The organism is Paenibacillus solisilvae (assembly GCF_042656405.1).
Classification (GTDB): Bacteria; Bacillota; Bacilli; order Paenibacillales; family Paenibacillaceae; genus Paenibacillus_Z; species Paenibacillus_Z solisilvae.
Genome location: NZ_JBHSOW010000106.1, coordinates 112,455 through 132,968 on the forward strand (window position 1 = coordinate 112,455; position 20,514 = coordinate 132,968).

At 41.8% G+C, this 20,514-nt stretch carries 21 protein-coding genes; 1 reads left to right on the forward strand and 20 read right to left on the reverse strand.

Going from position 1 to position 20,514, the window contains the following annotated elements:
* Positions 1-35: 35 nt before the first annotated feature.
* The 19 genes from ACFPYJ_RS28005 to ACFPYJ_RS28095 all read right to left on the reverse strand — a co-directional run bounded on the left by ACFPYJ_RS28005 (position 36) and on the right by ACFPYJ_RS28095 (position 19,569).
* Entirely contained in the window at positions 36-1,373 is a 1,338-nt protein-coding gene (locus ACFPYJ_RS28005) for a UDP-glucose dehydrogenase family protein (RefSeq protein ID WP_379191535.1), read from the reverse strand.
* Positions 1,374-1,400: 27 nt separating this feature from the next.
* Positions 1,401-2,498 (reverse strand): glycosyltransferase, encoded by a 1,098-nt coding sequence (locus ACFPYJ_RS28010; RefSeq protein WP_379191536.1) that lies wholly within the window; start codon positions 2,496-2,498, stop codon positions 1,401-1,403.
* A gap of 13 nt (positions 2,499-2,511) precedes the next feature.
* A complete protein-coding gene (locus tag ACFPYJ_RS28015; RefSeq protein ID WP_379191537.1) occupies positions 2,512-3,885 on the reverse strand; it encodes a sugar phosphate nucleotidyltransferase in 1,374 nt (457 codons plus the stop codon).
* A gap of 37 nt (positions 3,886-3,922) precedes the next feature.
* The gene (locus ACFPYJ_RS28020; protein WP_379191538.1) at positions 3,923-4,966 is read right to left on the reverse strand and encodes a glycosyltransferase; all 1,044 of its coding nucleotides are present in this window, start codon (positions 4,964-4,966) and stop codon (positions 3,923-3,925) included.
* Between the two features lie 14 nt (positions 4,967-4,980).
* Positions 4,981-5,862, reverse strand: coding sequence for a UDP-N-acetylmuramate dehydrogenase (gene murB, locus ACFPYJ_RS28025; protein ID WP_379191539.1), 882 nt, complete (start codon positions 5,860-5,862; stop codon positions 4,981-4,983).
* Between the two features lie 4 nt (positions 5,863-5,866).
* Positions 5,867-6,904, reverse strand: coding sequence for an NAD-dependent epimerase (locus ACFPYJ_RS28030; protein ID WP_379191540.1), 1,038 nt, complete (start codon positions 6,902-6,904; stop codon positions 5,867-5,869).
* 27 nt (positions 6,905-6,931) lie between these two features.
* Positions 6,932-8,224, reverse strand: a complete 1,293-nt coding sequence (locus ACFPYJ_RS28035) for a flippase (RefSeq protein WP_379191541.1) — start codon at positions 8,222-8,224, stop codon at positions 6,932-6,934.
* The gene (epsC, locus tag ACFPYJ_RS28040) at positions 8,217-8,780 is read right to left on the reverse strand and encodes a serine O-acetyltransferase EpsC (protein ID WP_379191542.1); all 564 of its coding nucleotides are present in this window, start codon (positions 8,778-8,780) and stop codon (positions 8,217-8,219) included. The genes ACFPYJ_RS28035 and epsC overlap by 8 nt, the downstream gene beginning before the upstream one ends.
* Positions 8,781-8,805: 25 nt before the next feature.
* A complete protein-coding gene (locus tag ACFPYJ_RS28045; RefSeq protein WP_379191543.1) occupies positions 8,806-10,074 on the reverse strand; it encodes a UDP-N-acetylglucosamine 1-carboxyvinyltransferase in 1,269 nt (422 codons plus the stop codon).
* Between the two features lie 36 nt (positions 10,075-10,110).
* Complete coding sequence (locus tag ACFPYJ_RS28050) at positions 10,111-11,349, reverse strand: glycosyltransferase family 4 protein (protein ID WP_379191544.1); 1,239 nt, start codon at positions 11,347-11,349, stop codon at positions 10,111-10,113.
* Positions 11,346-11,906, reverse strand: coding sequence for a WcaF family extracellular polysaccharide biosynthesis acetyltransferase (locus ACFPYJ_RS28055; RefSeq protein ID WP_379191546.1), 561 nt, complete (start codon positions 11,904-11,906; stop codon positions 11,346-11,348). The genes ACFPYJ_RS28050 and ACFPYJ_RS28055 overlap by 4 nt, the downstream gene beginning before the upstream one ends.
* A 3-nt stretch (positions 11,907-11,909) precedes the next feature.
* Positions 11,910-12,974, reverse strand: a complete 1,065-nt coding sequence (locus ACFPYJ_RS28060) for a glycosyltransferase family 4 protein (RefSeq protein WP_379191547.1) — start codon at positions 12,972-12,974, stop codon at positions 11,910-11,912.
* Positions 12,975-12,979: 5 nt separating this feature from the next.
* Positions 12,980-14,326: a hypothetical protein gene (locus ACFPYJ_RS28065; RefSeq protein ID WP_379191548.1), complete on the reverse strand. Its 1,347-nt coding sequence runs from the start codon at positions 14,324-14,326 to the stop codon at positions 12,980-12,982.
* Positions 14,317-15,306: a GDP-mannose 4,6-dehydratase gene (gmd, locus tag ACFPYJ_RS28070; protein ID WP_379191549.1), complete on the reverse strand. Its 990-nt coding sequence runs from the start codon at positions 15,304-15,306 to the stop codon at positions 14,317-14,319. Before gmd ends, ACFPYJ_RS28065 begins: the two co-directional genes overlap by 10 nt.
* 29 nt (positions 15,307-15,335) lie before the next feature.
* Positions 15,336-16,274 carry a GDP-L-fucose synthase family protein gene (locus ACFPYJ_RS28075; RefSeq protein ID WP_379191551.1) on the reverse strand — a complete coding sequence of 313 codons (939 nt, stop codon included), beginning with the start codon at positions 16,272-16,274 and terminating at the stop codon, positions 15,336-15,338.
* A gap of 31 nt (positions 16,275-16,305) precedes the next feature.
* Positions 16,306-17,001, reverse strand: coding sequence for a sugar transferase (locus tag ACFPYJ_RS28080; RefSeq protein ID WP_379191553.1), 696 nt, complete (start codon positions 16,999-17,001; stop codon positions 16,306-16,308).
* An 11-nt stretch (positions 17,002-17,012) separates the two neighbouring features.
* Positions 17,013-17,906 carry a UTP--glucose-1-phosphate uridylyltransferase GalU gene (gene galU / locus ACFPYJ_RS28085; protein WP_379191554.1) on the reverse strand — a complete coding sequence of 298 codons (894 nt, stop codon included), beginning with the start codon at positions 17,904-17,906 and terminating at the stop codon, positions 17,013-17,015.
* A gap of 237 nt (positions 17,907-18,143) precedes the next feature.
* Complete coding sequence (locus tag ACFPYJ_RS28090; protein ID WP_379191555.1) at positions 18,144-18,833, reverse strand: CpsD/CapB family tyrosine-protein kinase; 690 nt, start codon at positions 18,831-18,833, stop codon at positions 18,144-18,146.
* Positions 18,814-19,569 (reverse strand): YveK family protein, encoded by a 756-nt coding sequence (locus ACFPYJ_RS28095; protein ID WP_379191556.1) that lies wholly within the window; start codon positions 19,567-19,569, stop codon positions 18,814-18,816. The genes ACFPYJ_RS28090 and ACFPYJ_RS28095 overlap by 20 nt, the downstream gene beginning before the upstream one ends.
* 341 nt (positions 19,570-19,910) lie before the next feature.
* On the opposite strand from ACFPYJ_RS28095, the gene ACFPYJ_RS28100 reads away from it, so the two are divergent.
* Positions 19,911-20,282 (forward strand): helix-turn-helix domain-containing protein, encoded by a 372-nt coding sequence (locus tag ACFPYJ_RS28100; RefSeq protein ID WP_379191557.1) that lies wholly within the window; start codon positions 19,911-19,913, stop codon positions 20,280-20,282.
* Positions 20,283-20,335: 53 nt separating this feature from the next.
* Here the strand turns inward: ACFPYJ_RS28100 and ACFPYJ_RS28105 are convergent, their stop codons facing one another.
* On the reverse strand, positions 20,336-20,473 hold the full coding sequence (locus ACFPYJ_RS28105) for a hypothetical protein (RefSeq protein ID WP_379191558.1): 138 nt from the start codon (positions 20,471-20,473) through the stop codon (positions 20,336-20,338).
* Positions 20,474-20,514 lie beyond the last annotated feature (41 nt).

The window sequence follows — 20,514 nt, forward strand, 5'->3', positions numbered from 1 at the left end:
ATCTATTTTCGCGAAACTTTTTTCTGACAATTTCACTAGAATGATAACAGCGGTGTTTGCTCTCTTACTCCGTTATTCATATTAGGACGACCAACCGAATAATAGACAAACTCGGTTTTTGCTAACTGTTCTTCGCTGTAAATATTCCTGCCGTCAATTAAATTTGGCGTCTTCAGCCAGGACTGGATATCCGTAAGTGAGGTTTCCTGGAATTCCTTCCACTCCGTTAACACACAGAGCGCATCGGCATGCAGAGCCGCCTCTTCCGCTGTTTGGCAGTATGTTACATCTAAATGAAGAAGGTTCTTCTTAAAATTTTCAGTCGCAATCGGGTCATAAGCTTTCACGAGCGCGCCTCTTTGCAGTAAAGATGAAATGATTTCAAAAGCAGGCGCATCCCTTACGTCATCCGTCTCCGGTTTGAATGCAAGTCCCCATATGGCGATAGTCTTGCCGCTTAAATCACCCAAAATCGTTTCTAATTTACGGATGACATTAAACCTTTGGTCATGGTTCACCTCGACTACTGATTTCAATAATTTAAAATCATAGTCTACATGACCGGCAATTTGTATGAGCGCCTGGGTATCTTTTGGGAAACAAGACCCACCATAGCCAATACCCGCCCGTAGAAATGAAGATCCGATACGTTTGTCGTACCCCATTCCTTCCGCAACTCTCGTTACATCTGCGCCTACCTTTTCACAAATATTCGCAATTTCATTTATGAATGAAATTTTTGTTGCCAGAAAAGCATTCGATGCATACTTAATCATTTCAGCGCTTCTGACATCCGTTAACAAGATGTTTTCCGTTAATGGTTGATGCAGCTCAATCAGCTTTTTCTGCGCAGCCTCGTTTTCTGTACCGATGACGATTCGATCCGGACCTAAAGTATCCCGAATTGCAGAGCCTTCTCTTAAAAACTCGGGTACAGATGCGATTGCTACCGGATGTGCAGTATGTTTGCGCACCAGGTTTTCGATTTTCTCATTCGTACCTACCGGAACGGTACTCTTGGTCATTATAATCTTCTTCCCGTCGACAGCCAGCGCAATTTCCTTTGCAGCTTCCATAATGTAGGTCAAGTTCGCTTCTCCATTGGGGAGAGAAGGCGTACCCACTGCAAGTATAATAATTTCGGCTTCCTTCACCGCTGAGGACAAATCCGTTGTAAATTGCAGGCGTCCCGCATCGGTATTTTTCTTGATCAGCTCTTTGAGGCCAGGCTCATAAATGGGAACCTCTCCCTGGCGGAGCATTGTGATTTTTTCATTTACCTTATCTACGCACGTAACATCATTACCCAAATCCGAGAAACACACTCCTGACACGAGACCTACATATCCGGTACCGATCACAGCAAGCTTCATTCTCTCTCACCCCTGATAATCTATAGTTTATTTCAGCAAATTCATTAAAAAGCCCGTTATGCTTGGAAGAGACAAATCACGATCAGCAGCACGTTCTTGAACATCCTGCTCTTCAATTGCTGCTACGAGTTCCCTCGTTACGGCAGTCCGCTTTAACATTTCCCATTCCATCTTCTGATAAGAATGCCTGCCTGTTAATGCTTTTACCGTGTTTTGATCTTCCGTAAAGGATTTGCGGTCTACAAGCAGCAGCGGTTTGTTGAAACAGACTGCCTCGCTGACCGTCCCCCATCCAGGCTTGGAAATCACGAGATCAGCGGCGGCTAAATAATTTTGCGACTCTGTATCCTCTGAAGGGATAACACAAACATTAGACCGCTCTAAGCTCATATTGCTCGATACAATGAATTGGCAGGAATCATCTGCCCACATGCTCATTTCTTCTAAATCATTAACGCTTATATTCATGCCCAGAGCAAAATAAACGATTAATTTGGAACCGTCCGGATTCAGACGGGCTTTTATTTTACTAACCTCCTGCTGACTTGCAGCACGGCTGAAAAAATTGGTTTGGATATGACCAAGACGGCCCCAATCAGGCTCGTCGGCACCCGGAAGACTTAAGAAATAATCCATATGGGAGTATGCCTGATACAGAAAAGCTAATGATTGTTCATCCATCATCTGCTCATAGGCTGTGTACCAGGTGAAATTTGAAATACCGACAGAAACCATATTCAATTTATCAGCTGCTGCAAACGGAATGGGCGAGATGTCCGAAACAACCAAATCGACCTTCTCCTGCAGAAGAAAATTTATTTCCCGGTCAATAATCCCCGGCCATTCTTCCATGTACAAGGCAAATTCATATTTCAGGCGTTCCAGGTCCGGTTCAATAGAACCGGATTGAAGGAAGTAACCCAAATCAGTTGAAATCGCCCGATAGGAAATCGCATTCTCATATTCTTTCAAGGACTCTTGGATGAATGGCAGCGCTTTGCCGGAGCATACGATTATACGGAATGATTGCCCCGAATGTTGAAATAAACTGCGAATAATCGCAATACTTCGAGTCGCATGACCATACCCGTAATCAGTGATATAGTAGCAAATGGTTTTCAACAAACGATAACCCGCCTTATACTTTCAAACAATGTTGAGAAACTTCTTCCCAAGAACTGTAAATCTCTACAACTTGATTGAAATCTTCATTCACACCGCTTTGTACAATGATGACTTCAAGTTCCGTCAATGCACGAATGCTATGCAAGGTTTTCATCGGAATGTGGAGCACATTACCCGCTTTTACCTTCATATAATTTCCGTTTTGCACAAATTCGCCTGAGCCCTTAACGATCGTCCAAACTTCTTCACGGTTGGAATGCAATTGATAGCTCAGGTTTTTCCCATCTTTAATTCCGACTCGTTTCGTCACTACGCAGCGGCCGTCATCATATACCTGGTCATCCAGGATTCGGACCCAACCCCATTGTCGTTCTTCATACATAGGGCCTTGATCATAATTAATAAAATCCTTTATTCTTGGACTGGCGCTTTTATCTGTCACCAATATCCCGTCCGGGCTTACCGCGACGACCACATTGGATAGGCCAAGTATCGACACCGGAATATCAATTTCATTAATCAAATGCGTATTCTCACAATCACTGCTAATAATGCCCTTGCCGATCTGGCTGCTTTTCATTTCTTCCGTCAGCGTATTCCAGGTACCCAAATCTTTCCAATACCCGTTATACGGCAGCACAACGATATTTTTCGTTCTCTCAACTACTTCGTAATCGAAGCTGATTTTGGGGACCAAATGATACTGCTTGGCAAATTCTTCATATTGGATTGGGAGTCTTTTTTCTTCAAGCAGTTGGATAATATAACCGAGCTTGAATGCAAATACCCCGCAGTTCCATAATGCACCCTGATTAATGAGTTCTTCCGCTTGCTCTTCCGTCGGTTTCTCCTGGAAGTGACAAACGGTTTGATAATCTTGCGATTCAGACTGCTTCTCATCAGTTGGTATGATATAACCATATTTTGAAGATGGGTATGTTGGCTTAACTCCAATCAGCGCCAGATCTGCATCCGATGAATCCAGCACGTTCTCAAGCGCCTTTACCGATTCAAAGAAGTGGTTTTCCACGTATGGATCAACCGGTAAAATGGCGATAACTTCATCCAAAGTAACTCCTTTGAATGAATAAAGATACGTCGCAGCAAGTGCAATTGCAGCAAACGTATCTCTACGTTCAGGCTCAACGATCAAGGGGACATCCGATCCAATCTGGCTCTGCATGATCTCAATCTGAGACTTACTAGTTGCAATATAACTTGATTCGCCTAGATCGTTGGTTATAATCTGCCCCCAAACCCGCTGTACCATGGAAACTAGCTCTTTGTTGTCATTCTCGAGCATTTTAAGAAACTGTTTTGACCTTGCATCGTTGGACAATGGCCATAGCCGCTTTCCTGAACCGCCTGATAACAAGACTAGTTTCATCTTGGATCACCTCTCATTTCAAAGATTCCTCATCCGCTCACATTTTCTTCAATTCAGCCGACTCTCCAACCAATACTCGAGTACGATTGTTTTTAGCAACGGTACTGTTAGCTTTTCTTTTGTACTTATTCATCCGGCCAAACAGCAGGAAAGCTAAACCTTGTATAGCTTTACTTTTTCGAAGAAGGACCAGGAGCGCGGCAAATATCGTATTTTGAGCTGACAATTTCTCATTGATGCTTAAGCGATTAAAATAAGATGAGCCTTCTACATCCTTTTGTGCCAACGAGACAATCGATAGCCTCCAAAAGATGGAAGATAGTCTTTTCGTTCTTCTTCTGTAATACGGACAATATACGCCGTGCAGCTGAATAATATCCTTCTGGCCTTTCGATTGCTGTTCAAAACATTGTCGCGCAACTTCCGCAAAATACATCTGCATCGAAATCTTACTGGAAGAGGCGCTCACTCCATCGGACAACGTAAATCTGTTATATAAAACTTCCTTTACTACGGCAAATTCAGTGTACAAACTCATCCTTAACCAGAGGTCATAATCTTGAGCAAATTTAAAATAATCCCGATAGCCGCCAGCCTTAAGATAGATGCTTTTTCTAAACATGACTTCACCATGCAGAAATATGTTCATATGAAGCAGTTGTTTGGATATCCCTATCTTCTTATCAATCTCCGGCTTGCTGATCATGGATTCATTGCTCACCATATTCTCATTTGCAACATAGCAGCCGACTACTCCAATTTCCGGTCTCTCTTCTAGAACCTTAACCTGCTTCTCGATTCTTTCCGGTAATGAAATATCACCTGATCCATGTATAGCAATAATTTCATGAGATGCAAGGCTAACCGCGCTTATGATCGACTTTACAAACCCCTGGTTTGGATGAGAGATAACCTTTAACCTAGGATCGGAGAAGGAATGTAATAATTCCAAGGTGTTGTCCGTTGAACCATCGTCAACAGCAATGATTTCAAGGTCAGTATAGGTTTGATCCAATAGACTCTGAATGGATTCCATAACGTATTCAGCCCTATTGTAGTAAATGGTAATGACGGAAACCACAACTTACCACCTCATTAAATATAGATAACCTCTTGTTCCATCCATACACCAAGCTCTTGTTTGACTGTATCCTGCATAATGCGAATAAGTTCTTTTACATCCTGTGAGGTTGCGCTGCCTGTGTTGATTACCCAGTTCGCATGTACCGTGCTGATCTGAGCGCCTCCGACCTGATATCCTTTTAAACCAACCTTTTCAATCAAATTTCCCGGGTGAGGACCATTGAATGGACTCTTAAACGTACTCCCTACAGTCGCCACATTCATCGGGAATTTTTTCTTTCTTACATTGGCAACTTCCTTCGTTTTCTCCATTAGCGCTGCTTTATCCGGAGAACGCTCGATGGAGAAGTTTGCGCTAAGAATGATATCTTTTGTACCCAGAAACCGACTGTTCCGGAAGGAAAGTCCCAGCTCCGCGTTGTCCTTGGTATGCAGCATTCCCTCTTCATCCAAATAGGTGACGGATTTCAGTACAGTCGAGGTTTCTTTCCCTAGACTGCCGGCATTCATGACCACCCCACCGCCAACCGTACCTGGAATACTGGCCATAAATTCAAAGCCGGTAATCCCTTCTTTTGCCATGGTGAAAGCAATATTTGGGAGCGCCACTCCAGCTTCCGCGTACAAATGATCCTGCTCAAGCTTCATATTTCTGAGCCTTTTTCCAACATGAAGCACCACGCCGTCAAACCCGCTATCATCAATAATCACATTTGAGCCATTACCGATGATCAGCAGCTGCGTATCACTTTGCGCACACTTTTGTTTGACTTCTTGAATATCCTCTATCGTGTTCGGAACGACATAATACTTACATGGACCGCCAACGCCCATCGTGGTGATATCCTTCAAGTTATAGTTCTCTTCAACCTTACATTCTAATTTAGTGAACATGTTATCACCTCGTATAGATTCCATTTTCAGTTTTCACGCCATAGTACTGTAAATACCAATCAAGGAATTTGTCTAAGCCCTCTTCAATTGAGGTTTGAGGTTTGAAGTCAATATCATTAACCAAATCATCCACATCTGCATAGGTTTCATGAACATCGCCGGGCTGCATCGGAAGGTATTCTTTTATCGCTGTTTTATTAAGCTTCTTCTCGATGACAGAGATAAAATGATTCAATTCTACAGGCTTGTTGTTTCCTATATTATAAATCCGGTATGGAGCGGTGCTCGTACTCGGATCTGGATTGCTGCTGTCCCAATCTGCGTTCGGCTCTGCTTTCTTACCGATTAGTTTCCTGATGCCATCTACGATATCGTCGATATAAGTAAAATCTCTCTTCATATTGCCGTGATTATAAACTTTGATAGGCTCGTTATTGAGGATGGCCTTGGTAAATAGATAATACGCCATATCAGGTCTGCCCCATGGGCCATAAACGGTGAAGAAGCGAAGGCCTGTTGTCGGCAAACGATAGAGATGACTATATGTGTGTGCCATCAGTTCATTTGCTTTTTTAGTAGCTGCATATAAGCTTACCGGGTGATCGACATTATGCTTCTCAGAGAAAGGCATTTGTGTATTCGCTCCATAAACGGAGCTGGAAGATGCATAGATCAAATGTTCAATCTGGTTATGCCTGCATGCCTCTAGAATATTGACAAATCCAATTAAATTGGAATCAACATAAGCACGAGGATTAGTGATACTATAGCGAACGCCCGCTTGAGCGGCTAAATTCACGACGACTGAAATCTCATTCTGCTCAAATATCTCTTTTATTTTCTCGTTGTCTTCGAGGCTGTTCTGATAAAAAGTGAACTTGTCGTATTCTTTGAGCAACTTTAATCGGGAGTGTTTCAACAAAGGGTCATAATAGTCGTTTACATTGTCAATTCCGACCACTTCCATCCCGTCACCCAGTAATTTCAATGCAAGATGGAAACCGACAAAACCTGCCGAACCTGTAACCAATATTTTTGACATAAGCATACCTGCTTTCTCTCCATTTTTTTATCTCTTTAGGTCACTGCGCTTAATGATCAGCAAATCGACTAATTTCAACCCGGTGTTCTTCGCATATACGAACAAAAATAAAATCGCGCCGATCATGTAGCTAACTGAAGATGCAATGGCCGTTCCATTGATGTTATAAAGCGGTATAAGATAATAATTTAATGCGACATTGAGCAGCAATGGAAGAATATAGATCGCAAGAGCGAACAGAGGTTTGCCTCTTCCTGCTAAATCCGCGTTGAGTACCTTGAAGAAGAACATAACGAATATGCCTGGCATCAATAATCGAATAACTTGCGCGGCATCGACAAATTCCTCACCGTACAATACTTTTACGATGAACGGTGAAAATACGGCGATAAACAAACATGCGGCAAAAGCAACCGGCAAAAGCACACGCAGCAGCTTGGCTGCACGGTTAATCGCTTCTGACTCCGTCTTGCTGTTAGCGCTTTTTGCAAACAGCACCATTCCCGCCGCCGCTGGCAGCTGCCATATTAACTCCGCCAATGTGGTTCCAACTGTAAATATCCCAATCGATTTGACATCTGAATAATGTTCGAGCATAAGAATGTTCAATCGATAATTTAATTGAAGAATGAACAGGGCCGTCGCATAAGCGATCCCCTTCTTCACAAGCTTCCAAGGAAGTCCCTTTACATAACCTAAGCGGATCGGCGACAACTTTTGAACCATTGCATAAGACTGAATGGCAATCATGATCCCCAAGAATAGATACACGATAGTAGCGCCAAGCACATCTAACTTTAATAAACCCACAAGCACGATTACCGCGAGCATATTAAAAATAATGTTTAACAGCTCTAGATTATTAATTTTGCTGATCTTGTCTTTCCCTTGCAAAATGCCGTTCGAGTATTTAGAAAATAAACTGAATGGCACGCTCAATAAAGCGATCAACAAAAGCGTTATACTATACTTGCCATAATAAAAGAACCCAAAGTAACCAGCGATGAATAAAACGGAAGTAATGGATGTTATGGCCCAAATAAAATAGGATGTCTTAACAATATCGTTTAAGTCATATAATTTTTGTCCGACATAATAAGCTGTCGCTTGACGAATGCCAAGATCAGCGATAGTCAATATAAGTGTCGGCACCATGAAAATGACGGTTACGATACCTCTTCCCTCTGCTCCGAGGAATCTAGCAAGCAGAATAGAAACGATAAATCCTCCAAATAGAGTGATTCCCCTAGTCAGAATAGTAGAAATAATGTCTTTTGCAGTTTTCGATTTTACCTGACGTACAGATGCCAGTTCAGCCACTTTGATCATCTCTTTTGTTAATAATTTTTGCGGGCACGCCTACGGCGATCGAATCCGGAGGAACATCCTTGTTTACAACAGCATTTGCGCCAATAACGGAATTTCTGCCAACCGTGATATTGCCAATCAATTTAGCGCCAGCATAAATGATCGCGTTATCCTCTATGATGGGATAAGCTCTGCCCGAGCTTTGTTTCCCGTGGCTGCCGAGCGTCACCTGTTGATAAATGGTTACATTATTACCAATGATGACATCCTCCCCAATAACAATGCCTGTTGGATGAGGAAGGTTCAGACCCGAGCCGATCGTAGCTTTTTCAGCGATATAACACTGGAACATGGTTCTGGAAATATAATTGAATACAATCATAATCAGCTTGTGCAATGCCGATTTGTTCTTCAAATAATACACGTGCCGATAAAGAAAAAGGACTTGAAAATTAATGTTTGTAAAAAACGAAATCACCTTCATAACAGGTGATTTCGTTTTCGCGCAATCGTTCAAATCTTTGTTGATTTGCCTTAACACATGCCGATATTTATTTGCGTTTGCCACATTTAGTTCCTCTGTTCCAGGTGAATTATTGAATATCGATATTAGCACCAAGCTGCTGCAGTTTAGGAGTAATATTCTCATACCCACGTTGGATTTGACTGATGTTATTGATTACAGTCGTTCCTTCGGCGATCAAACCTGTAAGGATGCAGGATGCACCGCCTCTTAGATCGGTGGCATTCACTTCCGTTCCGCGAAGCTCCTTGCCGCCTTCAACAATTGCCGTATTTCCGAACGAATAGATGCTTCCGCCAAACTTCTTAAGTTCATCCACATATTTGAATCGTTCCGTAAATCTTAGATCTGTTATCGTGCTTTTGCCACTTGCGACGAAAGCCAATGCTGCGAAGATCGGCTGCATATCGGAATTGATGCCTGGATATGGGGCAGTGAACAGGTCAAAGGATTTTTTCAGCTTCACGCCCGAAGCATATACGGCTCCTCCCCACTCGAATACGTCAACGCCGATTTCTCTTAACAAACGAACGTCTTCTCTGATGAAGTCCATCGAGAAGTCTGGAATACAAACCTCTCCGCCCGTCATAGCTGATGCGATAATATAGGTTACAGCCTCATCCCATCCTGCCATAACCGAATACCGCACGCCGCCTTTGATATTCTTGACGCCTTTGATATGAACGACGCGGTTGGAGCATTCCACATCTGCCCCCATCAGATTCATCAGCTTCGCCATCTCCATGATTTCTGGACGAGTATTCGCATTCAGAATTGTGGTTTCACCTTGAGCAGTTGCTGCTGCAATCATAATATTTTCGGTTCCTGAGGTCGTTGGCAGATAAAATTCAATTTGTGAGCCAATGTTGCCTTTGGAGCTTACATGAATGCCTTCTTCCGTTTCCGATATAGTAGAACCCAATTTACTAAGCCCCATCAAATGCAGGTCATATTTACGATCTCCAATTTTGCAGCCTCCCGGCATTGGCAGCAGCAGCTCTGAACCTAAGGCCGAAGCCAATCCAAGCAGCAGTAAGGAATATCTGATTTCGCTGGCAATCGGATTGACAGGAGCGTTCGGGAAATTACCTCTGGAGCATGAAACGCTATTTCCGTCGACATGAATTTCTGCTCCGGCTTCCTGCAAAATTTGAATAAGAATTTTTACATCCCGCAGATCAACAGGGACATTATCAAGGACAGTTGGCAATTCTCCCAAACATGCGGCTGCAATCATGGGAAGGGCAGCGTTCTTAGCGCCTGACAATTTAACTGTTCCGGATAGTTTGTTTCCACCTGTCAGCACAAACGTTTTACTTGGATTTAAAGTTGTAATCACTTAAAACACTCCTATCAGTTTTGTATTTTTTATGATCTACATGGATAACAAAAGCTCTCTATACTTTTCAAGCGATAAATCACGACGCAGATGAGCTTCCAAATACGTTCTTCCTTGTTTCCCAACAGCTGCAAGCTGAGTGCTAGTGAGGTTATATAAATAATGGAGCTGCTTTACTGCTTCTTCGTAATCTTGAGGTTCAGCAACAACGCCGCATTGACTTTCATCAATGAGCCGGTAGGCTTCACTCCCGCTTTCCAGAACCCCCAGCACCGGTTTGCCGGCAGCCATAACTCCGTAAATCTTACTCGGAACCGATACTCCCTTGATCCCTTTTTGATTGACGACCAAATGGACATCCGCGGCGTTTAGGGAATATTTCAAGTTCTCAAGCGGCTGATAAGGAAGGAATTGTACCTTAGAAGACAGCTGCTGCTGCTGCACATAATCCTGCATTTGTTTTTTCACTGCACCTTCACCAATAAAAACAAACACAAGATCTTTGACTTCTCTAAATTCATTCGTAATCTTTATTAAATTTTCCAGGTCATAGTAAAGACCGAGATTACCTGAATACATGACAATAAATTTGTCCTTCAAGCCGTTTTGTTCGATGAACTCCGCAACCTTTGGATGCTGTTTCCGGAGGGGGACAATTTCTTGTTCATTGGTCCAGTTATTAATTACGGTGTTGTTTGTGATTTTCTGGTTACTGAATCGTTTACGCAGGGTTTGCTGCATATCCTGGCCCACTGTAATAATGTGATCTGCCCATTTACAATTCAAGGTATCGATCCATCGCGCAGCTTTGAATACAAGTTTATTCTTCGTGTATCCGACCGCCTCGGCCTGTTCTGGATTAAAGTCTTGAATATTGTAGATATGCTTTGCCCGTTTCAAAACTTTACCTATCGTTCCAATAAGTCCTCCAAGTATTGGAGGCTGGGATATTGTGTAAATAAAGTCGACATTCTTTTGCTTCATAACCATCAGGTTGGCATAAAAAAAGTAAGTGGCGATGTACCGCAACCTACTCAGCTTGTTTTGTTTATCCACTTTAGGAAGCCGGATTCGAATGATGTCTATATTCTCCAACCGGTCTCGCACAATTCGCTTCCCTGTATCATTCGTTTCTCCGGCATATCCAGGCTGCGCAGCGATAACGGTAATATTGAAATCATGCTGGATATGAAGGCATAATTCCGTTAACAATTGACCGGTAGACGCGTAGTCCGGATAAAAGTAGTTAATAACAAATACAATGTTGCGCTTCATGCCATTACCTCTTTCATCATTCGTTCTTTTAAGAATTTGGCCGGATATCCAACATGTATTTCACCAGCAGGGATGTCTTTCATCACCGTACTTCTGGCTCCCGCCACACCCAGTTCGTAGATTGTAACACCTGGACAAACAAAGACATCGCTTGCCACCCAAGCCCCATCCTTTATAACAATCGGCTTTGTAATCAGGCCGAAGGCCGGATCGTTCAGCTTGTGGCTGCCTGTGCACAAATATGAATTCTGTGACACAACGCAGTTGCTTCCAACGATTATTTCGTCCAGGCTATAGAACTCCACGTCATCTCCAATCCATGAGTGATCTCCAATCCTTACCTTCCAAGGATAGGTGAACTTAGCCGTAGATCTCACTTTTACGCCATTTCCGATCTTCGCACCGAATAACCGGAGCAGCGTATTTCTAAAGCTGTACATGTTATGAAGAGAAAATTTGAACAGGGTACCTTGGACTAGCCACCATAATAAAACGACTGAACCACTGCGGCCTCTTGAATACCAGGATTGATCATATTTAGATAAATCTATATTCATCTTTTAGACCTCATCCATTATGACTTCCAACCTATTTATGTAGTCACTCTCTTTGAATTTCGTTAAAGCCGTCTTTCTGTTTTGTTGAGCGAACGTAGTGAGTTTACTTCTGTCCTGCAGCAAGTTTTGAATGACAGCGGCAATATCCTCTGGAGATTGGGGCTTGATCAGATATCCGTTATCCGAAGAGACGATATCAGGTATGCCTGCGTGGTTCGTTGATATTATCGTTAAACCATTGCCCATTGCCTCAATAATGGAAATAGGCTGGCCCTCATTCGGATAATAGGTCGGCAGCGCAAAAACATCGCTCTGGATTAACAGATTCTTTTTCTGCTCCCCCATCACCACGCCGTGATATCGGACAACATTCTCCAGCCGATTTTGTTTGACATAATCCAAAAACTCTTCCTTATCCGCTTCACTAAAAAACTTGCCCGCAAAGTGGAAAATGACGTTCTGATCCTTCAATTGATTGGCTGCTTGCAAAATATCAAAGTAGCCTTTGCTCTTAATAAAATTACTTAAATAAATAACTTCCAGCTGTTCTTTACCTTGTTTCAGCAGGTTCACTTTATTCGTGAATTCCCGTTCACTCAGCAGCACATCATCTTCAATGCAATTTTCACAGATTCTAATCTTCTGAGGATTGATCACACCAGTGAATAAATCAATCAATCCTTTGCTTAGCACGATCATAATATCGATCTGTGAAATCAGCTTCTTGTTCATCATGCGCTGAATCGGGTTGAACTGTTTATAAAGCTCCTTATAGTATCCACCATGATAATGAATAACGACCTTTTTCTTTTTCTTCAAAAGTCTCCATAAGATAAACATATCCCGCAGATTGCCAAACTTGGTTTGAGATATGGTGAAATAATAGATATCAGCATCGGCCCTGCCCACTTCAGTCATGTGGGAAGCGATCCTTTTGTTATCTTTAATATCTACATAGGTAAGTAAGTACTTGTCGTTAAATTGTTTTGAATTGATTATCGTCTGAAGTGCCTTGGACAATCCGTGAATGGGAGGCGGAAATTGACCAATTAAACAAATTTTCTTCATAAGCCTCACCTTAACTCCTGATTAATAATAATCTTCCTTTGATTCTGAACATAAGGAGTTAATTTCTTTTTGTTCTTATTTAGAACAATATCTAATTGATTAAAACAGAAGAAGATGACGATTGCATAAGACGAGAGTTTAAATAAGGTGATAGGGTCGTATGCAAACCATCTTGGAACCGTGCAAATAAACATAACAAAGTAAATTACGGCATATTGATTGTTTGTTTTGTATAGTTTATTTACTAGAAAGGCTAAAATTAGCGCTATGAGGACGATCCCCAGATAGGAAAGCCACACATAGAAATAAATGCTAATTAATCCCCCACCTCCAGATTGGGCGTAAGCCTTCGAGAAAATGGAAACATTCGCCTGGCTAGTTGCATACTTGGAGGGGAGAAATATTCTCTCAACGAATCCAATGAAAGAATTGATTCTAAAATGATAATTAAAGATCTGATCTTTGATGAGCCCAACGTAAACCGCAGAATTGTAAAACACATCACCTTGATTGCTTTCAATATAAGGTGATCCGTCCTGACCGGTTTTAAATAAATTGATAAGGCCGTTTGAGCTGATTCGCAGCTTCTCGAATAAACTCATTGTTAAATATCCGGCAATGGACCCAAACCAGAATAGCGCATTATTTATTTTTTTCGTGTCGATAAACAAGATGAACAGAAGGATTAATAGCTGCAGAGTCTCAATTCTTCCCTCGGCTAAAGTATTCTTCACAATATAGAGTGCGGATAGAATCAAGATGATAGCTTTCCTCGACCTTAAATTGCCCGTGAATACATAAGCGATGAAGGTAAAAATCAAAAAATACTCATTAATGGCGAATCCATCTGTTACCTGGCTCGTTTGACTGACAGTCTTACTAAGGTTATGTCCCGTCTTCCCCAGAAGGAGAATAAGAGACATAACTCCAATTGCGCTGGCATAAACAAGACCATTGTCTTTCATAGCGACTTTATTAATTAACGCTTCTTTGTTACTATTCACATCTTTTTTCATAAATGCATATAAAAGGATTAAAAAGATGACATGAATAATCAACACAGATTCAAAGATTTTTTCTTTTTGATACAAAGAATAGTAACTAATATGGATGCCATAAGAAAAGTAGGGCACTAAGTTAAGTAGGTAGGTCAGCATAAACAGAAATACAATTTGCAGAACTCTACTGTTCTTAACACGAATGATGATAATAATATTTAATAGAATCCCATAATAAAGAACGATATTGCTATTATTAAAGAAATAGTATAAGGATATGCTTATTACTCCCATTAAAATAACGAAGTACTTAGAAATGAAATCCTTACCTATACTCCTTGTTCCTAAATCCATTGTACTTCTTTCCCTTTTGCTGCAGATTCATATTTCTCTAAATCTGACTTAACCATCATCTTCACCAGCTGCTCAAAGCTCACCTCGAGCTCCCAACCCAGATTCTCTTTTGCTTTCGTGCAATCACCGAGCAATAGATCCACCTCTGCGGGACGTACAAACTTTTCATCCATAACCACATATTGTTTCCAATCTAATCCAACACTTCCAAATGCAATTTCCACAAATTCTTGAACAGTATGCGTTTCTCCTGTGGAAATAACATAATCATCCGGCGTGTCTTGTTGAAGCATCAGCCACATCGCTTTGATATAGTCACCGGCAAATCCCCAGTCACGTTTCGCATCTAAATTTCCAAGACGCAGCTCGTTATCCAATCCCAATTTAATTCGCGCTACCGCGTCTGTAACTTTTCTCGTAACAAATTCAAGACCCCGTCTTGGTGATTCATGATTGAATAGAATTCCCGAACATGCAAACATATTAAAGCTTTCCCGGTAGTTAACAGTAATCCAGTGGCCATAAACCTTAGCAACTCCATAAGGGCTTCGAGGGTAAAAAGGAGTGGTTTCTTTCTGAGGGGTTTCCATAACCTTACCAAACATTTCACTGCTGGAAGCTTGATAGAATCTTGCTTCCGGCTTGATGATCCGAACCGCTTCAAGCATGTTGGTCACTGCAACTGCGGTCATATTAGCTGTGGCAATTGGCTGCGGCCAAGAAGCGGCCACGAACGATTGAGCAGCCAAATTATAGACTTCATCCGGATTGGAGATACGAACCGCCTCAATTAATGAAGCGAGGTCGTTCAGATCGCCTGAAATCCATTCAATTCGATCTTGAATATGTTGAACATTCTCATAATTCGGTGTACTCGTGCGTCGGCGGAGGCCGAACACCTGATACCCTTTCTCCAACAGAAATTCTGCTAAATAGGATCCATCTTGTCCGGTTACACCTGTAATTAATGCTCTTTTCATATCTCTATTCCTCCACCCTATTTTTAAAATTATTGTTTAATCAAATGCTCCTGCTGAAAAGCCGTATAGACGGATCGAAGACCTTCCTCAAGCGGAATTTGTGCTTTCCAGCCAAGGCCGTTAATTTTAGTAACATCAACGAGTTTTCTTGGCGTTCCGTCTGGAATGGTGGAATTAAATACAATCTCGCCTTTATAGCCGACGATATCCTTGATTAATTCAGCCAGCTCTTTAATCGAGATATCATCTCCAACGCCGATATTTACGATTTCGCTGTCCTCGTAACTCTTCATTAAGAACAAACAAGCATCCGCCAAATCATCGGAGTGAAGGAATTCCCGCTTCGGATTTCCCGTACCCCATACCTCAACCGAAGGAGCTTCTGCTTCGTTCGCTTCATGAAACTTTCTAATTAAAGCAGGTAAAACATGGGACGATTTCAAATCGAAATTGTCATTAGGTCCATACATATTCGTCGGCATCGCCGAAATGAATTTTGTTCCGTATTGACGGTTATAAGACTGACACATGTTTATGCCTGCTATTTTGGCAATCGCATAAGGCTCATTAGTCGGCTCGAGCGATCCTGTGAGCAAATACTCTTCTTTGAGCGGCTGCGGCGCAAATTTAGGATAAATACATGTGGATCCCAGAAATAACAGCTTCTTAACATTCGATCGGTAAGCTGCATCAATAACGTTGGTTTGAATGAGAAGATTATCCCGGATAAAATCCGCGGGATAATCATTATTCGCTGCGATGCCGCCAACCTTTGCCGCAGCTACGAATACATAGTCAATCTGCTCTTTTTCAAAGAAAGCCAGGACGTCTTCCCTGTTCCTTAAATCCAGCTCGGAACTTGTACGATATACGAGATTTGTATATCCCTCATTCTCGAGCGCCCTCAATATAGCCGAACCGACTAATCCTCTGTGTCCGGCTACATAAACCTTTGCATTTAACTCCATAAAACTCACCTCAACCTTTGCTAACATTCAACTAGAATGCGTCTTTAGATCCAAGAAGTACCTTGACGGTCTTCAAAATAATTTTAAGATCGTACATAATGCTGCGATGTTCAATATAAATCAAATCTAATTCGACCATTTCACTAAAGCTTAATTCATTACGTCCGCTGACCTGCCATAAGCCGGTGCATCCTGGCGTAACCTTTAGACGGAGTTTATCGTAATTCGTATACTCTGCAACCTCTCTAGGAAGCGGCGGCCTAGGACCAACCAACGACATGTCTCCACGGACTACGTTCCACAGCTGAGGCAATTCATCAATGCTCGTTTTCCGAATGAATTTACCAATCTTCGTAATTCGCGGATCTTCTTTCATCTTAAACATAGCGCCGCTAATCTCATTCTGCTCCAGAAGATCGCCTAGCAATTCTTCCGCATTGGAAACCATCGAACGAAATTTGTACATCTTAAACAGCTTCTCATTCTTGCCTACTCTTATCTGATGGAAAAAGATCGAGCCTTTGGGATCCTCAAGTTTAATGATTAGTGCAACAACTATAAATAGAGGCGACAGCAGAATAATACCGATAAAAGCACAAATAATGTCTATGGCACGCTTGACCATAACATAGGAACGCATGGATTTTTTACGTTTTAAACCATAGCCGTAGGCGGAACCACTCTCTAAAAGAACTTCAGCATCTTTTCTTTGTGGTACTGGGGCCATCGCAAATCACCTCATTTTTGAATGATCTTATTTGAGTGTTCGCGCTCAACAATCTCTTCTAGTGCTGTCAGCAGCGGGACGCGCAGTTCCTTGTTTCTAAGCGCAAAATCTAACGTCGTCGTTATAAAGCCAAGTTTTTCTCCTACGTCATACCGGGTACCTTCGAAATCATAGGCATATACGCCCTGTACTTCATTCAAGCGCTGAATGGCATCCGTCAGTTGAATCTCTCCGCCTGCACCCAATTCCTGTTTTTCAAGGAAATAAAAGATTTCAGGCGTCAGTATGTAACGACCCATGATTGCCAGGTTGGAAGGGGCTGTGCCGAGCTTTGGTTTCTCGACAAAACGGTTAACCATGTAGAGACTTCCGTTGGCATCAACCGGATCAACAATGCCATAACGCTCCGTTTGTTCGAAGGAAACAGCCTGAACGCCGATGACAGAACGTTTCGTTTTCTCGTATTGGTTAATTAATTGTTTGGTGCAAGGTACGTCGGATACGACGATATCATCGCCAAGCAATACCGCGAATGGTTCATCACCAATGAAGTTGCGCGCACACCATACCGCATGCCCCAAGCCCTTTGGCTCTTTTTGACGAATATAGTGAATATCCACACTTGACGATTTTTGAACTTCCTCCAATAAAGAGAACTTTCCTTTCTCCATCAAGCTCTGCTCTAACTCGAATGCAATGTCAAAATGATCTTCGATTGCCCGTTTTCCTTTACCGGTTACGATAATGATGTCTTCTATACCGGCGGCGATTGCTTCCTCAACAATATACTGGATTGTAGGCTTATCAACGATTGGCAACATTTCTTTCGGCATTGCTTTTGTCGCTGGAAGAAATCTAGTCCCAAGTCCCGCTGCTGGAATAATCGCTTTACGAACTTTTTTCATGTTCTTCACCCTATCCTATATATTTTTTATATAAGTGCTCTTAGGTGCTAAAAATGCGAGATATGGATTTCGCCTTGCGGAAAAATCTATAGCTCGGATTTTTAGTTAATGGGCATCTAACCCATCCTCACATCACACCCTTGACAATAATGTCTAAGGTCTATTGACCCACAGCGTGACCGAGTGTCTACAGTGATAGAGGTACAGTAGACATTACCTATAAGGAAAAACGTCCCTTTACTCTTTTGCTCCATAGGCATAATTTAAAGTAGCCTTCACATCTTTACGATTCATATTGTTCAGTACGAGCCCTATAATACGCGCATTCACATGCTCAAGACTTGCTTTTGCTTTCTTAACCAGTTCCTTATCCACCTTGCCGGCTGCAACTACCATCACAACGCCGTCGCAATACGCACTGACAACCAGACTGTCTGTAACGGCCAGTATTGGCGGCGTATCGAGCAGAATGATATCATACTCTTCCTTGATTTCTTCAAGCATCACCTGCATGCGGCTTGTTCCCAGCAATTCTGATGGATTCGGAGGAATGGGACCTGAAGGCAGAAGAGTCAGGTTCTCAATAAGAGAATCTTTGATTACCTCCTGCCATCTGTTTTGTTTAGCCAAAACATTCGTCAAGCCGATACGATTGCTCTGTGAGAAGACATGGTGTAATGATGGTTTCCGCAAATCAGCATCGATCAATAAAACTTTCTTGCCTTCTTGTGCATAGGCTATTGCCAAATTGCTAATCGTTGTTGTTTTACCCTCATCCATTTGAGCGGACGCAACCATTAACACCTTCATAGGAGCATCCATTGAAGAGAATTGAATATTGGTTCTTAATGTTCGATATGATTCAGACACACGCGATTTCGGATTTAAAAGTGTTATCAGGTTATTTTCATTGGTTGATCGTCGCATACGTTCCTTCCCCCACTTTTTGATTTTTTGATGCCGGCGGCTTATTGCGTGATTTGAGATCTCCTTTATTGATCTTGGTCACAATCGCAAGCATGGGCAGTCCGAGATCTTCTATTAATTCCGACTCAGACTTATAAGTGTTGTCCAGGTAGTCAAGCAAGAAAACGAGCCCTCCCGCTATAAGTAATGAAAGAACAATGGCAACAACAAAATCCATGTTTGAACTCATATTAATTGGGCTCGCTGCCTCGCCCACGACAGCTTCACTTAATATCGTTACATTATTAACATTCATAATCGTTGGGATTTCTGATTTGAAGACTTTTGCAATTGCGTTAACAGCCTCAGCAGCTTTTTCATAGGATGTGCTGCTTACCATTAAATTTACGATCTGGGATTCATTTGCGGATACTACCGTGGTAGATGCAGATAATCCCATTGGGCTGATCTGAAGTTGTGGATTTTGCTCGACAACCTTATTCATGATGGCAGGGGATTTAATGATCTCTTTGTAAGTATTAATCAACATCATATCTGTCTGAAGTGAGCCTACGCTGGGGAGTGCGTTGGGATCGTTGAGAGAGGCTTGATTAACGATGAGCTTTGCATTAGCCTGATAAATCGCGGTTGTAAAGTAGTAGCTTTTCGCGGCTGTTATAATACAGCCGATAAGGACTATGGCAACAATCAGCCAAAGCTTCCTTAATAGAATTTTGAAATAGTGTTTGAGTTCCACTTTTTTTTCATCCTCCATTATTCGTAGTAAGTTCAGCTTCATTACAAACTTATTTCAGCATTGATGTGAATGCATGAATTAACCTAACAGTTTTGATGTCATTCATAATCGAATCTAACAATTTTATTGTCGATACGTGTATTAATCTAACAATTTTAGGTTATGATAAATAGTGATTATGATACGATATGTATCACTTTCATTTTTTACTTTACGATACAGAACGTAACATGTCAAGGTCTTTTTCATAGTTTTTTCATACATGCGACGTTTTGTATCATGACATGCATTTGTAAGCGTTTCGTATTAATATGATGATAAGGGTAGTTAGGAGGAGAATTATGAACATTGGTAGCCGCATTGCAAAATTGAGAGAGGATCGGGGGTGGACACAAGAACAGACGTCAGCATTACTTGGGATTTCACGTGCTGCCCTATCCCATTACGAGAAAAATCGCAGGGAACCGGATACCGATACACTTTCAAAGTTCGCCGACTTATTCCATGTATCTGTCGACTACCTGGTTGGACGAACGAATGCTCCTCATGTCACACTTGATGAACCGATTCGTGATTTTGTGGATCATCTGGAACTAGCCGATGAGGAATTATTAGAAAAATACGACCTAACCATAGATGGCCGTAAACTTTCCGCCGACGAAGCTCGCCGATTTATTGCATTTGTTCGCGCTGAGAGAATGATGAAATCATAAACTAAAAAAACATAGTGCGGCAAAGCGCCGACTATGTTTTTTTAGTTGACCGCCTATTTCTTATTAAATGGAAGTATGTCTTGAGGTAAGTTCGCACAATCAATGCCAAGTTGCTCCATAATCTTATATACGTCTAATTGTAACGGTACGATGCTTTGCTCATCTTCTTTCACTTGATCGTTTGTTTTCATTATCTCCGACTCCTACTCTCTCTTGTTTTTTTTGAAATTGG

Coding starts and splice junctions, on each gene's coding strand:
- ACFPYJ_RS28005 (WP_379191535.1), bottom strand. CDS start 1,373: ATGAAGCTTGCTGTGATCGGTACCGGATATGTAGGTCTCGTGTCAGGA.
- ACFPYJ_RS28015 (WP_379191537.1), bottom strand. CDS start 3,885: ATGAAACTAGTCTTGTTATCAGGCGGTTCAGGAAAGCGGCTATGGCCA.
- murB (WP_379191539.1), bottom strand. CDS start 5,862: ATGTTCACTAAATTAGAATGTAAGGTTGAAGAGAACTATAACTTGAAG.
- ACFPYJ_RS28030 (WP_379191540.1), bottom strand. CDS start 6,904: ATGTCAAAAATATTGGTTACAGGTTCGGCAGGTTTTGTCGGTTTCCAT.
- ACFPYJ_RS28050 (WP_379191544.1), bottom strand. CDS start 11,349: ATGAAGCGCAACATTGTATTTGTTATTAACTACTTTTATCCGGACTAC.
- ACFPYJ_RS28055 (WP_379191546.1), bottom strand. CDS start 11,906: ATGAATATAGATTTATCTAAATATGATCAATCCTGGTATTCAAGAGGC.
- ACFPYJ_RS28060 (WP_379191547.1), bottom strand. CDS start 12,974: ATGAAGAAAATTTGTTTAATTGGTCAATTTCCGCCTCCCATTCACGGA.
- ACFPYJ_RS28065 (WP_379191548.1), bottom strand. CDS start 14,326: ATGGATTTAGGAACAAGGAGTATAGGTAAGGATTTCATTTCTAAGTAC.
- gmd (WP_379191549.1), bottom strand. CDS start 15,306: ATGAAAAGAGCATTAATTACAGGTGTAACCGGACAAGATGGATCCTAT.
- ACFPYJ_RS28075 (WP_379191551.1), bottom strand. CDS start 16,274: ATGGAGTTAAATGCAAAGGTTTATGTAGCCGGACACAGAGGATTAGTC.
- ACFPYJ_RS28080 (WP_379191553.1), bottom strand. CDS start 17,001: ATGGCCCCAGTACCACAAAGAAAAGATGCTGAAGTTCTTTTAGAGAGT.
- galU (WP_379191554.1), bottom strand. CDS start 17,906: ATGAAAAAAGTTCGTAAAGCGATTATTCCAGCAGCGGGACTTGGGACT.
- ACFPYJ_RS28090 (WP_379191555.1), bottom strand. CDS start 18,833: ATGCGACGATCAACCAATGAAAATAACCTGATAACACTTTTAAATCCG.
- ACFPYJ_RS28100 (WP_379191557.1), top strand. CDS start 19,911: ATGAACATTGGTAGCCGCATTGCAAAATTGAGAGAGGATCGGGGGTGG.
- ACFPYJ_RS28105 (WP_379191558.1), bottom strand. CDS start 20,473: ATGAAAACAAACGATCAAGTGAAAGAAGATGAGCAAAGCATCGTACCG.